The sequence below is a fragment of the uncultured Vibrio sp. genome, from assembly GCF_947488985.1.
Classification (GTDB): Bacteria; Pseudomonadota; Gammaproteobacteria; order Enterobacterales; family Vibrionaceae; genus Vibrio.
Genome location: NZ_CANLBV010000019.1, coordinates 1 through 12,999, shown reverse-complemented (window position 1 = coordinate 12,999; position 12,999 = coordinate 1). Strand labels below are relative to the sequence as shown.

The 12,999-nt window shown below is 45.5% G+C and carries 12 protein-coding genes; 10 read left to right on the top strand and 2 right to left on the bottom strand.

The genetic code is table 11. From position 1 onward, the window contains the following. The first annotated feature begins 59 nt into the window (after positions 1–59). The 4 genes from leuB (at position 60) to Q1A70_RS06475 (ending at position 4,270) form a co-directional block, all read left to right on the top strand. The gene (gene leuB, locus Q1A70_RS06490) at positions 60–1,151 is read left to right on the top strand and encodes a 3-isopropylmalate dehydrogenase (protein ID WP_299685627.1); all 1,092 of its coding nucleotides are present in this window, start codon (positions 60–62) and stop codon (positions 1,149–1,151) included. Between the two features lie 117 nt (positions 1,152–1,268). Continuing rightward, positions 1,269–2,681 (top strand): 3-isopropylmalate dehydratase large subunit, encoded by a 1,413-nt coding sequence (leuC, locus tag Q1A70_RS06485; protein ID WP_299685629.1) that lies wholly within the window; start codon positions 1,269–1,271, stop codon positions 2,679–2,681. Between the two features lie 14 nt (positions 2,682–2,695). Continuing rightward, entirely contained in the window at positions 2,696–3,298 is a 603-nt protein-coding gene (gene leuD / locus Q1A70_RS06480; RefSeq protein ID WP_017632198.1) for a 3-isopropylmalate dehydratase small subunit, read from the top strand. 189 nt (positions 3,299–3,487) lie between these two features. Beyond that, positions 3,488–4,270, top strand: coding sequence for a DUF547 domain-containing protein (locus tag Q1A70_RS06475; RefSeq protein WP_299685632.1), 783 nt, complete (start codon positions 3,488–3,490; stop codon positions 4,268–4,270). A 99-nt stretch (positions 4,271–4,369) separates the two neighbouring features. Here the strand turns inward: Q1A70_RS06475 and Q1A70_RS06470 are convergent, their stop codons facing one another. Continuing rightward, positions 4,370–4,915 (bottom strand): DUF924 family protein, encoded by a 546-nt coding sequence (locus Q1A70_RS06470; RefSeq protein ID WP_299685635.1) that lies wholly within the window; start codon positions 4,913–4,915, stop codon positions 4,370–4,372. 52 nt (positions 4,916–4,967) lie between these two features. Then, on the bottom strand, positions 4,968–5,822 hold the full coding sequence (gene djlA, locus Q1A70_RS06465) for a co-chaperone DjlA (RefSeq protein WP_299685638.1): 855 nt from the start codon (positions 5,820–5,822) through the stop codon (positions 4,968–4,970). A 149-nt stretch (positions 5,823–5,971) separates the two neighbouring features. On the opposite strand from djlA, the gene lptD reads away from it, so the two are divergent. The 6 genes from lptD (at position 5,972) to Q1A70_RS06435 (ending at position 12,920) form a co-directional block, all read left to right on the top strand. Then, a complete protein-coding gene (gene lptD, locus Q1A70_RS06460) occupies positions 5,972–8,329 on the top strand; it encodes an LPS assembly protein LptD (protein WP_299685641.1) in 2,358 nt (785 codons plus the stop codon). Between the two features lie 43 nt (positions 8,330–8,372). Then, a complete protein-coding gene (gene surA, locus Q1A70_RS06455; protein WP_299685644.1) occupies positions 8,373–9,668 on the top strand; it encodes a peptidylprolyl isomerase SurA in 1,296 nt (431 codons plus the stop codon). After that, on the top strand, positions 9,658–10,647 hold the full coding sequence (pdxA, locus tag Q1A70_RS06450; RefSeq protein ID WP_299685647.1) for a 4-hydroxythreonine-4-phosphate dehydrogenase PdxA: 990 nt from the start codon (positions 9,658–9,660) through the stop codon (positions 10,645–10,647). Before surA ends, pdxA begins: the two co-directional genes overlap by 11 nt. Continuing rightward, positions 10,644–11,459, top strand: a complete 816-nt coding sequence (gene rsmA, locus Q1A70_RS06445; protein ID WP_299685650.1) for a 16S rRNA (adenine(1518)-N(6)/adenine(1519)-N(6))-dimethyltransferase RsmA — start codon at positions 10,644–10,646, stop codon at positions 11,457–11,459. Before pdxA ends, rsmA begins: the two co-directional genes overlap by 4 nt. A gap of 250 nt (positions 11,460–11,709) precedes the next feature. Further along, positions 11,710–12,090, top strand: coding sequence for a Co2+/Mg2+ efflux protein ApaG (apaG, locus tag Q1A70_RS06440; protein ID WP_299685653.1), 381 nt, complete (start codon positions 11,710–11,712; stop codon positions 12,088–12,090). A gap of 26 nt (positions 12,091–12,116) precedes the next feature. Then, a complete protein-coding gene (locus Q1A70_RS06435; RefSeq protein ID WP_299685656.1) occupies positions 12,117–12,920 on the top strand; it encodes a symmetrical bis(5'-nucleosyl)-tetraphosphatase in 804 nt (267 codons plus the stop codon). Positions 12,921–12,999: the final 79 nt, after the last annotated feature.

Genomic DNA, 12,999 nt, shown 5'->3' with positions numbered 1-12,999 from the left:
GCTCTAGGGACAAAATTTAAAAGAGCTAATCGCTCAGTAACAAGAATTAAAGGATTAACATGACTGATAAATCATACAAAATTGCCGTACTACCTGGTGATGGCATTGGCCCAGAAGTAATGCAACAAGCACATAAAGTGCTAGACGCGATTGAAAAGAAACACGCGATTAGCTTTTCTCGCGAAGAGTATGATGTGGGTGGTATTGCAATTGATAACCACGGCTGTCCACTTCCAGAAGCAACAGTCAAAGGTTGTGAAGAGTCTAACGCAGTACTTTTTGGTTCGGTCGGCGGTCCTAAATGGGAACACCTTCCACCTAACGATCAACCAGAGCGTGGCGCGCTACTTCCGCTGCGTAAGCACTTCCAGCTGTTCTGTAACCTGCGCCCGGCACAAATCCACAAAGGTCTGGAGTCTTTCTCTCCTTTGCGTGCTGACATCTCAGGTAACGGCTTCGACATCGTTGTAGTACGAGAACTAACGGGCGGCATCTACTTCGGCCAACCTAAAGGCCGTGAAGGCGAAGGCGCAACCGAGAAAGCGTTTGATACTGAGGTTTACCACCGTTACGAAATCGAACGTATTGCAAAAATTGCGTTTGAATCGGCACGTCTACGTAACAAAAACGTTTACTCAATCGATAAAGCGAACGTTCTACAAAGCTCTATCTTATGGCGTGAAGTCGTTGAAGAAATCGCAAAAGATTACCCAGATGTAACGCTAAACCACATGTACATCGACAACGCGACCATGCAGCTTATCAAAGATCCTTCTCAGTTTGACGTAATGCTGTGTTCAAACATCTTCGGCGACATCATCTCTGATGAGTGCGCAATGATCACTGGCTCTATGGGTATGCTTCCTTCTGCAAGCTTGAACGAAAGCAACTTCGGCCTATACGAACCTGCAGGCGGCAGTGCACCAGATATCGCAGGTAAGAACATCGCAAACCCAGTCGCACAAATTCTTTCTGCGGCTCTGATGCTTCGTTACAGCTTAGGCGAAGAAGCAGCGGCGCAAGATATCGAAATGGCGGTATCTAAAGCACTTTCAGCAGGCGAGCTAACCGCCGATCTTGCAGGCAATAATCAAGCGCTAACCACCTCAGAAATGGGTGACAAGATCGCTGAGTACATCCTAGCTTCATAAGCTAAATGCTCCGATTAGAAACAAGTACATAAGAATAATATCAAGCCAAGTCAACGCGTATCGTATGGCCTGGCTCGAAACAAACACTGGGACTGATGCTCCCTAGGAAGAAACGCTATGTCGACAAATCAGCAAGCAAAAACCTTATACGAAAAAGTTTACGACGCGCACGTTGCAGTAGCAGCGGAAGGCGAAAACCCGATCCTTTATATTGACCGCCACTTAGTTCACGAAGTCACCTCACCTCAAGCCTTTGATGGCTTACGTGAAAAAGGCCGTCCAGTTCGCCAAGTTGGTAAAACCTTTGCGACCATGGATCACAACGTATCGACACAAACCAAAGACATTAACGCTTCAGGCGAGATGGCTCGTATCCAAATGGAAACGCTATCGAAGAACTGTGAAGAATTTGGTGTCACCCTTTACGACCTAAACCACAAATACCAAGGTATTGTGCACGTTATGGGGCCTGAGCTAGGTATTACACTACCGGGCATGACCATCGTATGTGGTGACTCGCACACTGCAACCCACGGTGCATTTGGTTCATTAGCATTCGGTATCGGCACTTCAGAAGTAGAGCACGTTCTAGCCACTCAAACGCTAAAACAAGCGCGCGCTAAAACCATGAAGATCGAGGTAAAAGGTAAAGTCGCTGAAGGCATTACAGCAAAAGATATCGTATTGGCGATCATCGGTAAGACAACGGCTGCTGGCGGTACTGGCTACGTGGTTGAATTCTGTGGTGAAGCGATCACCGACCTTACGATGGAAGGTCGTATGACGGTATGTAACATGGCCATTGAGCTAGGTGCTAAAGCTGGTCTAATTGCACCGGATGCAACCACATACGAGTACATCAAAGGTCGTAAGTTCTCTCCACAAGGCGAAGACTTAGACGCAGCAATCGAATACTGGAACACATTGAAAAGCGATGCTGACGCAGAGTTCGATGCGGTTGTGACGCTAGAAGCGGCCGACATCAAGCCACAAGTTACTTGGGGCACAAACCCAGGTCAGGTTATCTCGGTAGACACACCAATCCCTGCACCAGAAAGCTTCTCTGACCCTGTTGAAAAGGCATCGGCTGAAAAAGCATTGGCTTACATGGGCTTGGAAGCGGGTAAATCTCTGTCTGATTACAACGTCGATAAAGTGTTCGTGGGCTCTTGTACAAACTCTCGTATCGAAGACATGCGCGCGGCTGCATTGGTAGCGAAAGGTCGCCAAGTTGCAAAACATGTGCAAGCGCTTATTGTTCCGGGTTCAGAGCAAGTAAAAGCACAAGCAGAAGCCGAAGGTTTGGATATCATCTTCAAAGAAGCAGGCTTCGAATGGCGTTTGCCGGGCTGCTCGATGTGTCTTGCGATGAACAATGACCGTTTAGGCCCACAAGAGCGCTGTGCTTCTACATCCAACCGTAACTTCGAAGGTCGCCAAGGCCGTGATGGTCGTACGCACCTAGTTAGCCCTGCAATGGCTGCAGCAGCAGCGATTGCTGGTCACTTTGTCGATATTCGTGAACTTTAATTAGAGGATTTAACATGTCAGGTTTTCAACAACACACCGGATTAGTCGTTCCTCTAGATACGGCCAACATCGATACGGATGCGATCATTCCAAAGCAGTTTCTACAGAAAGTAAACCGCATTGGTTTTGGTAAGCATTTGTTCCACGATTGGCGCTTCCTAGACGACGCTGGTCAACAACCAAACCCAGAGTTCGTGATGAACGAAGCTCGCTACCAAGGCGCTTCGATTCTACTGGCTCGTGAGAACTTTGGTTGTGGTTCATCGCGTGAACACGCACCTTGGGCACTTGCCGATTACGGCATCCAAGTGATGATTGCGCCAAGCTTTGCCGACATCTTCTACGGTAACTCGATCAACAACCAAATGGTGCCAGTTCGATTGACTGAGCAAGAAGTGGATGAAATCTTCCAATTCGTAGAAGCGAATGAAGGTGCTGAAGTGACTGTCGATCTAGAAGCAATGAAAGTAAGCGCGAACGGCAAACAGTACTCGTTTGAAATTGATGAGTTCCGTCGTCACTGTTTACTGAATGGCTTAGATAACATCGGCCTAACCCTGCAACATGCCGACAAGATTTCAGCGTATGAAGAGAAAATTCCAAGCTTCCTGAAGTAGGACGGTTTGACGTAGAAAAATAATTTTCAAAAAATCGAAAGGTTGGCTCAATGCCAACCTTTTTTATTTGGCTGAACTTTGAGCTTAACTTAATGTGTTTATTAAAGTCTGGTCAGTTATTTAACTGAAGAGCCATGAAAGAAAATCGTAAAGCATAAGGTCTTAGTAGTCAGTCATCAGGAGAATGCCATGAAACAACTGCTCGTTATTATCAGCCTACTTTTTTCTACCTTAGCTTGGTCTGCGCCTAAGCCTGAACTGTGGCCGTACTGGAATCAAAGTAATGAGGCCAACTCAGAGCAAGTTTCTCATCAAAGCTTACAGCACTTTCTCGATAGCTACTTAGTCAAACAGGGACAAAATACGTTAGTTCGTTATCAAGCTGTGACTGAGGCTGATAAATCCAAACTGAAGCAGTACATTAAGCAGTTAGAACAGGTTAACCCACTCAACTATTCGAAAGCAGAGCAGTATGCTTACTGGGTTAACCTATACAATGCAGTGACTGTTGATTTGATTCTGGATGCCTATCCCGTTAAATCTATCACTAAACTCGGCGGCCTGTTTAGCTTTGGCCCATGGGGAGATGATGTCGTATCGGTCAATGGTAAGTCACTGACACTCAACGACATTGAGCACCGAATCTTAAGACCAATATGGCAAGATCCACGCACCCACTACGCCGTAAACTGTGCAAGCTTAGGCTGCCCTAACCTCCAGCCGCAAGCCTTTACGGCTGACAACACCGAGACTCTACTGGAACAAGCAGCCTTTGAGTTTGTTAATAGTGACAAAGGTGTGCAGGTTAAAGGCAATAAGCTCGAACTATCATCGATTTATGAGTGGTTTGCTGTGGATTTTGGTGACCAAAAGCAGCTTATTCAACACCTAGACCAATATCGAGCTAAGCCAGTACCGAGTGCTAACAAAATCAACTATGAGTACGACTGGTCACTCAACCAAGCAAACTAATTTCAGTCGCTCAGGACGCAACTAAAACGAAAAAAGAGGCGAGTGGTTCATTTATTAACCACTCGCCTCTTTTTTATTTATTGGACCGTATTTCTACAATTAAAAGCTTGAACCCGGTTGTTGCAAGAACTCAACCTCTTCAGGCGTAGAGGTTCGCCCTAAGACTTCATTGCGATGTGGATAGCGACCAAAACGCTCAATGATAACCTTATGCTTAAACTCAAAATCCAAATTGTTCTCTAGCCCAGTTTGAGAAAAAAGCTCAACGGCTTGATCATGAATCAACAGAGACTCACTGTGCATATAAGGCATGTACAAAAAGCTTTTCTGTTGTTGGCTAAGCTGATGGTCAAAACCACCTGCTACCGCTTCTTGAGCTAATGCTAACGCCATAGGATCAGCCGAAAATGCAGCAGGGCTGTTTCTGCCAATATTTCTCGAAAACTGGTCCAGCACAATAATCTCAGCTAAACGCCCTTGTGCATTTTGACGCCATTCAAACAGCTCTCCTTGAATCGCAGTTTGGTGTAAGTCTGAGAATCGATCGTTAATCAAAGCATCAATTTTTTCACCGCCATTAAACCAGTCATTTGGTGTCAATTCATCAAACCAAAAATCTAGAATGTCCTGATAAGTTATCGTCATATTTATTCCTTTAAACAAAAAGAGTCGCTCCAATGAAGCGACTCTAGTGATGTTATTTAAAACCTTTAACCTTCTTAATTAGGTCGTAAGCATTTTGAATTTCTTGCGATTTCTCTTTCGCAACATTCATCATCTCAGGCGGTAAGCCTTTCGCCATCAGTTTGTCTGGGTGGTGCTCATTCATCAGTTTACGGTAGGCTTTCTTCACCTCTTTACCATCAGCACTTTCACTCACACCAAGAACCTTATATGCGTCGCCAAGCTGGTTCTGTTGTGAAGCCTGTTGCCAACCTGATGATTGCCCGTGGCCTTGCTGGCCACCAAAACTTCCACCTTGCTGTTGGAAACGGAATGCCGCCTCTTGCATCTGCAAGCGTCGCTCAAGTTGCTCTGCTGAGAAGCCAAGACCTTGAGCAATTTTGTGAAGAACCTGGCGTTCGCTTGGGTGCAAGCTTCCATCAGCAAATGCTGCCGATACCTGAAGTTCTAAAAAGAACTGCAGAAGGTCAAAACGCCCACCTGATGATATTTTTACGCGTTCAAGTACATCACTTAACGGGAAATCGCTCTCTTTGCCGTCACGGAAAGCATCTTGCGCCGCTTTGCGTTGCTCACCATGCAGGTTCATACGATGCATCATATTGGAAGCAAGCTGGATCTCTTCAGGGGTGACTTGACCATTCGCCTTGGCCACATGCCCCATTACCGCAAACGCCGCCTTAAAAAACTCGTTTTGCTTTTCACTTTGGCTTGGTCCTTGACCAAAGCCAGAACGATTAAAGCCTGATTGACTAAAACGGCGAGCTTTATCGAATTGATGGCCGAGAAATAGACCAAAAACGAGACCAAGTGGCCCCCCAAATAAAAAGCCAAAAAAAGTGCCCAATATTTTGCCAAAGAAATACATTATGTGTTCTCTATCTATGAATTTTATCTAAGTACTGCTGTCTTATGGTGCTGAATGCTAATATTTCCTTTATCATAAGGAAAATGCTTTATTAATTGGATTGATACTAGATCAACCCTTCATCGAGTGACACAGGATAGTTCAACTTCATGCAATGTTTTTCCCGCACCTTGTTAGCCGCATCTGTAACTACGGCGTTATACGTGTCGACAACTCAAGCTGAAACAACAAACGATAGTAGTGTGCAGGAAATGCCCTCTATAGATCAATGCTTGATCGAGCCCGCTGCTGAAAACGAGACCCAACTACCCGCTCACGTTGAATCCGATCGCTTAGAAGCGGTCAATGGTGATAAGGCGATATATTCAGGTGATGTAAGAGTTACCCAAGGCAATAAGACCATTCTTGCCGACAATGTAACCCTTCACCAACAAGACAATCTCGTTGTCGCTGAAGGCAACGTCAACTTTAGCGATGGTCAGATTAAGTCCACCTCAGACAAAGCGACTAATAATCTCACCACCGATGAAATGACGCTAGAGAATACCAATTACGAATTCCTTTGTGAACCGGGCCGAGGCGATGCCGTCTACATAGCCAAAACAGGCAAAGCGGTTTATGAGATTGAAGATGGGTCCATAACCTCCTGCCCAATCGGGAATAATGCTTGGCGTCTAAAGGCTTCAAGTATCAGCGTTGACCAAGACGAAGAACAAGCCACTTTTTATAATCCACGTTTTGAAATCCAAAATGTTCCCGTATTTTATCTGCCCTACCTAACGGTGCCTGTGGGCGATACTCGTAAAACCGGTTTCTTGTACCCAACCGTATCATACGGCTCAAGCGATGGCTTTGAGGCTGAGATTCCGGTTTACTGGAACTTAGCGCCCAACTACGACTTGGAAACCACGTTCAAATACATGCAAGAGCGTGGCGCTCAGCTGAACAGTAAATTCCGTTACTTAACCGACCTTGGGAAAGGTAGTATTAAATCGGAATACTTACATGATGATCAAAAGTACCAAGAGAAAGGCTCTCGCTGGGGTATCCAACTCGAACACTCGGGGATATTCCAACAATCTTGGCTGTTCGACATCGACTATTCACAAGTCAGTGATATCGACTACTTCACCGACGTTAACTCAAGCGATATTGGTAATCGAGAAGATGGCCAATTGCTGCAAGAAGGGCAAGCAACCTACCGTTCACACAACTGGGATGCTTCAGTACTCGTTCGAGATTTCCAAGTACTCACATCGAGTAATAACCTGCCTTATCGCTTGATGCCGCAGCTGGAGTTCAACTATTACGCCCCTCAAATCAACAAATATTTAGACTTCGACATGATCAGCCATGTATCGATGTTTGACACGGATGCGAAAGGCAAGCCATCAGCAACGCGTGCTCACGTTGAGCCCGGCATTACTATTCCCGTTGGAAACACTTGGGGTACTTGGACCACAGAAGCAAGACTACTCGGCACATACTATCAACAAAATCTCGACGGTGTGGATACGGGTACCGGCTCAGATTACGAAGGGTTAGAAGAGTCGGTAAGCCGAGTGATCCCTGAATTTAGAAGCCATGCCGGGATTGTGCTAGAAAGAGATACCAAGGTGATAGGCAGCTACACCCAAACCTTAGAGCCTCAGGTTCAGTACCTGTACGTGCCAAAACAAGAGCAAGGTAACATTGGGCTGTACGATACAACGCGTTTGCAAACGGATTACTATGGTCTATTTAGAAGCCGCAAATTCAGTGGTGTCGATCGTATCGCCGCCGCTAACCAAATCAGCTATGGTGCCTCATCACGCTTCTTTGATGATAGCTACAAAGAGCGCCTGAATATCTCTTTTGGTCAGATCTTTTATATCGATAAAGCAACCAAAAATTCGCCCGATGACATTAGCGAAGAGAAAAAGACCAACTACTCTTCTTGGGCGATTGAAGCCGACTTTAACTATGACGACTACCTGTTCTATCACGGCGGTATTCAATACGATATTGACTCTTCATCAATCCAACTAGCGAACAGTTCCCTTGAATACCGCTTTGCTGGCGGCTATGTGCAAACCAACTACCGCTACGTTTCCAAAGAGTACATCGAATACAATGTTGGAGACAGTATTACCAATATCGGTTCAATTACTAAAGATGGTATCTCGCAAGCGGGCTTATTAGGTGCTTACAAGATCTCCCCCCAGTGGGATGTCAGCGCTCAATACTTCTATGATTTGACCACACAAGAAGAGCTTGAGTGGTTAGCTCGACTGAACTACACATCAGATTGTTGGTATATCGGCTTTACCTACAGCAACCAGCTGCGCAGTTGGGACGGAGACTATATTACCAACCCTAATGCGACACCGGTTTACGAAAACAATTTTGGCGTAAACTTCGGTATTATTGGCTTTGGTACAAACCTAGGCTCTGACTCTGGCGCGATTGGAGAAAGTAGCTCTGACAACTCACTAAGCTATGGTCGCCCATTTTTCTTAAACAACTAATTTTCTTTATTGATAAACCATCAGTAAATATAAAGGATTACACATGACATTGTGGAAACGCACATTAATTGCCATCGCAACGGCTTGTACGATATCAGTAAGTCACGCAGCGCCGGTTGAACTCGACAGCGTAAAAGTGATCGTAAACGATGGCGTGATCTTGCAAAGTGACATCGATGCTTCGATGAAGACATTGCGTGCTAACGCGAAGAAAAGTGGTCAAACATTGCCTTCTCAAGACGTACTCAATGAACAAGTTCTAGAAAAACTGATCATCGATACCATTCAGACTCAAGAAGCCGAACGCATTGGCGTTCGTATTGATGATACGAGACTGGATCAAGCCATTGAAAATATAGCTCAAGACAACAACCAAACACTCGAGCAACTCACAGCATCCGTAGTTGAAGAAGGCCTGAGCTACAATGCATTCCGTGAACAAGTCAGAAAAGAGATCGCGGCCAGTGAAGCGCGTAATGCCTTGGTTCGCCGCCGTATCAATATTCTTCCTGCGGAAGTCGATAACCTCGCCGACATCTTAGCTAATGAAACAAACGCAACCGTGCAATACAAGATTGGCCACATTCAACTTCGCTTCAATGATGACCAAACCAAAGAAGCACTAGAAACTCAAGCCAATGATTTAGTGGAAGAGCTAAACAATGGCAAAGACTTCAGTACCATGGCATATACTTACTCAAAAGGCCCTAAAGCCCTGCAGGGTGGTGATTGGGGCTGGATGCGTAAAGAAGAGATGCCAACAATTTTTGCTGACCAAATCAAAATGCAGAATAAAGGCAGCATCATCGGGCCTTTCCGCAGTGGTGTTGGTTTCCATATCCTGAAAATTGAAGATGTGAAAGGGTTAGAGACGGTTGCAGTGACGGAAGTGAATGCGCGCCATATTCTGATTAAACCAACCGTCATCTTAAGTGACAATGGTGCGAAAGAGCAACTTGAGGAAATCACTCGTCGTGTAAATGCCAATGAAGCAACCTTCGGTGATCTTGCCCTGCAGTACAGCGAAGATCCGGGCTCAGCAGTACAAGGCGGCGAACTTGGTTACCAAACGTCTGATCTCTATGTACCAGAGTTTAAAAACCAAGTAGAAACACTGCCTGAAGGCAGAATCAGTGAGCCATTTAAGACCGTTCATGGTTGGCACATTGTTGAAGTACTCGATCGCCGCGAAGTAGACCGTACTGATTCCGCTTTGAAAAACAAAGCTTACCAAATTCTATTTAACCGTAAATTCAATGAAGAAGCCGGCGCATGGATACAAGAAATGAGAGCAAGTGCCTTTGTTGAAGTGGTTGAGGATGACCAAGATGACAACTAAACGTATTGTCATTACCGCGGGTGAACCTGCTGGTATAGGCCCAGATTTAACGCTAGCGTTATCACAAGAAAGCTGGCCACATCAACTCGTGGTGTGTGCCGATAAAACTCTGCTCGCTGAGCGTGCTAAAATCCTTGGTATCGAAGTAGAACTGCTGGATTACGATGCAAACGCGACCAAGCAACCTCAACGCGCAGGCACGCTGGTGGTGAAACACACTCCGCTGGCTGAAACAGCAATTGCTGGACAGCTCAATGAAGCGAATGGTCATTACGTATTAAATACCTTAGAAACCGCAGCAATTGGCTGTATGAATGATGAATTTGATGCTATTGTCACCGGCCCCGTTCACAAGGGTGTAATTAACCGAGCTGGCGTTGCTTTTAGCGGCCATACCGAGTTCTTTGCAGAGAAGTCCAATACACCACTGGTAGTGATGATGTTGGCCACAGAAGGGCTGCGTGTTGCGCTTGTCACAACGCACATCCCACTAGCTTATGTCTCTCAAGCCGTGACCGAAGACAGATTAGAGCAAATTATTGCTATTCTGAATAAAGATTTGGTTGAAAAGTTTGCGATTGAGAAACCAACCATCTATGTGTGTGGCTTGAACCCACACGCTGGTGAAGATGGTTGTTTAGGGCGTGAAGAGATTGAAACTATCACCCCAACGCTAGAAAAAATTCGCCAGAAAGATGGCATCAATTTAGTTGGCCCATTGCCAGCAGATACCATCTTTAATGAAAAATATTTGCAAGATGCAGATGCTGTTTTAGGTATGTATCACGACCAAGTACTCCCGGTATTGAAATACAAAGGGTTTGGTCGCTCAGTGAACATCACGCTTGGCTTACCGTTTATTCGTACATCTGTCGATCACGGTACCGCCTTAGACTTGGCAGGGAAAGGCCAAGCCGATACAGGGAGCTTTAGAACAGCGCTCACGCACGCCATTGAATTAGTAGAGAAAAAACAATGAGAAATGATGTCCACTTAGGGCACAAAGCGCGTAAACGTTTTGGTCAAAACTTCCTTAACGATCCATACATTATTGATGGCATCGTATCGAGCATTAACCCACTGCCAGGCCAAAACTTGGTCGAGATCGGCCCGGGCCTTGGGGCGATCACTGAGCCTGTGGGCAAGCTTGTCGATAAATTCACGGTTATCGAATTAGATAGAGACCTTGCAGAGCGTCTTCGTAATCATCCCGATCTGGCTGATAAGCTAACGATCCATGAAGGCGATGCGATGAAGTTCGACTTCGAACAACTCGTTAAACCAAACAACAAACTGCGTATCTTTGGTAACCTGCCGTACAACATCTCGACGCCATTGATGTTCCACCTGTTTGAGTTCCATAAAGACGTACAAGATATGCACTTTATGCTGCAAAAAGAGGTAGTTAACCGTTTAGCAGCTGGCCCTGGTACTAAAGCTTACGGTCGTCTAACGGTGATGGCTCAATACTACTGTAAAGTGACGCCAGTACTCGAAGTGCCACCAACGGCCTTCGTTCCGCCACCGAAAGTAGACTCAGCAGTAGTGCGTCTTCAGCCATACGAAGTATTGCCTTACCCGGCCAAAGATCTGAAATGGCTAGATCGTGTTTGTCGCGAAGGCTTTAACCAACGTCGTAAGACAGTTCGCAACTGCTACAAGGGCCTAATCGATAAAGAAGTCCTTGAAGAGCTTGGCATCACCCCTAGCATGCGCCCTGAGAATCTAACGCTCGAACAGTTTGTCGACATGGCGAACTGGTTGTACGACAGTCACAACGCTGACAAATAAATAAAAAGGCTCCTACACTCCGGTGAGGAGCCTTTTTTATGTAATACTTTAATTACAATTAATACCAATCACAGTAAGTGAATATTCAGAAATAGCGCAGGGAAAAGGCTTGAGAACAAGGCAGAATTTTCGATAAGTAGTTATTCTACAATCAAAAATTCTAACGAAGTTATTGAGCCTTTTAACCAGCTAGGCTGACCAGTTATTTACTATGATTGGTATAAGTATACCAACAACAGAAGGTGCGAATATGGATATATCTACGCCTTGTATCAAATGCCAAGTTCACTCTAAATACATAGAGGAACAATCTGAGCCTACGAAGAATCGCTATGTCTTCGCCTACATCATTACCATTAAAAATCTCAGCAAAACAACCGTGCAACTGCTCTCGCGCCGTTGGTTGATTACCGACTCTAACGGCAAGCAACTCACCATAGAAGGTGATGGTGTGGTTGGACAGCAGCCTGTGATTGAAGCCAATGACGAATACACCTACACCAGTGGCACTGTCATCGAAACCCCAGTGGGCGTTATGCAAGGTCACTATGTAATGGCCGACAGCAAAGGCATTGATTTCATCACCGAAGTCGAACCATTCAGGCTCGCAATCCCTAATATTCTTAACTAGTTACCCAGAAACTACAGGAAGCTACTGTGTCGAATTATATTGTCGGAGACATCCAAGGGTGCTTCGACGAGCTTCAATTACTGCTTGAAGCCGTCAACTTTGATCAACAAAAAGATACCTTATGGGTCGCTGGTGACTTAGTCGCAAGAGGGCCTAAATCTCTTAAAACACTGAGATTTATTCGGTCATTAGGCCAGTCAGCGAAGGTGGTCTTAGGCAATCATGACCTGCATCTACTGGCGGTCTCGCTTGGTCTTTTCCCGGCCAAGAAAAAAGATCAAACCCAACAAATCCTCGATGCTGAGGATAGAGACGAGTTGCTTGATTGGCTTCGAGAGCAACCCTTGATGCAAGAGCACGATCAATTTGTCATGACCCATGCGGGGATATCTCCACAGTGGACAATTAAGCGAGCGCGTAAAGAAAATAAGAAGATCACCTCGCTGCTGCGCTCAAAGAAGTGGCAGTGGCTAATTGAAAACATGTACAGTAACGCTCCAGACTTATGGTCAAAAGAGCTGAGCGATATCGAGCGTTATCGATATGCAATTAACAGCTTTACGCGCATGCGCTTTTGTTTTCCTGACGGGCGATTAGACATGGGCTGCAAGCTTCCCCCACAAGAGGTTACCGACAATACCTATATTCCTTGGTTCGACCTACCTCAAAGAGTTCAGTTAGATAAAACCGTGTTATTTGGGCACTGGGCGGCACTTGAAGGCTATAACGGAAAGGATGTGATTGGACTTGATACTGGGTGTGTTTGGGGTGGAGAGCTCACGGCGCTTCGTTGGGAAGATAAGAAGTTCTTTACACAGAAAGCGCTATAAATATACGAGATACGAGATACGAGATACGAGATACGAGATACGAGATACGAGATACGAGATACGAGATACGAGATACGAG

Bases quoted from the DNA above. Each gene is read 5' to 3' on its own strand.
- leuC (WP_299685629.1), top strand. From the start codon at position 1,269: ATGTCGACAAATCAGCAAGCAAAAACCTTATACGAAAAAGTTTACGAC.
- djlA (WP_299685638.1), bottom strand. From the start codon at position 5,822: ATGTATTTCTTTGGCAAAATATTGGGCACTTTTTTTGGCTTTTTATTT.
- leuD (WP_017632198.1), top strand. From the start codon at position 2,696: ATGTCAGGTTTTCAACAACACACCGGATTAGTCGTTCCTCTAGATACG.
- Q1A70_RS06475 (WP_299685632.1), top strand. From the start codon at position 3,488: ATGAAACAACTGCTCGTTATTATCAGCCTACTTTTTTCTACCTTAGCT.
- Q1A70_RS06470 (WP_299685635.1), bottom strand. From the start codon at position 4,915: ATGACGATAACTTATCAGGACATTCTAGATTTTTGGTTTGATGAATTG.
- leuB (WP_299685627.1), top strand. From the start codon at position 60: ATGACTGATAAATCATACAAAATTGCCGTACTACCTGGTGATGGCATT.
- pdxA (WP_299685647.1), top strand. From the start codon at position 9,658: ATGACAACTAAACGTATTGTCATTACCGCGGGTGAACCTGCTGGTATA.
- lptD (WP_299685641.1), top strand. From the start codon at position 5,972: ATGCAATGTTTTTCCCGCACCTTGTTAGCCGCATCTGTAACTACGGCG.
- surA (WP_299685644.1), top strand. From the start codon at position 8,373: ATGACATTGTGGAAACGCACATTAATTGCCATCGCAACGGCTTGTACG.
- rsmA (WP_299685650.1), top strand. From the start codon at position 10,644: ATGAGAAATGATGTCCACTTAGGGCACAAAGCGCGTAAACGTTTTGGT.
- apaG (WP_299685653.1), top strand. From the start codon at position 11,710: ATGGATATATCTACGCCTTGTATCAAATGCCAAGTTCACTCTAAATAC.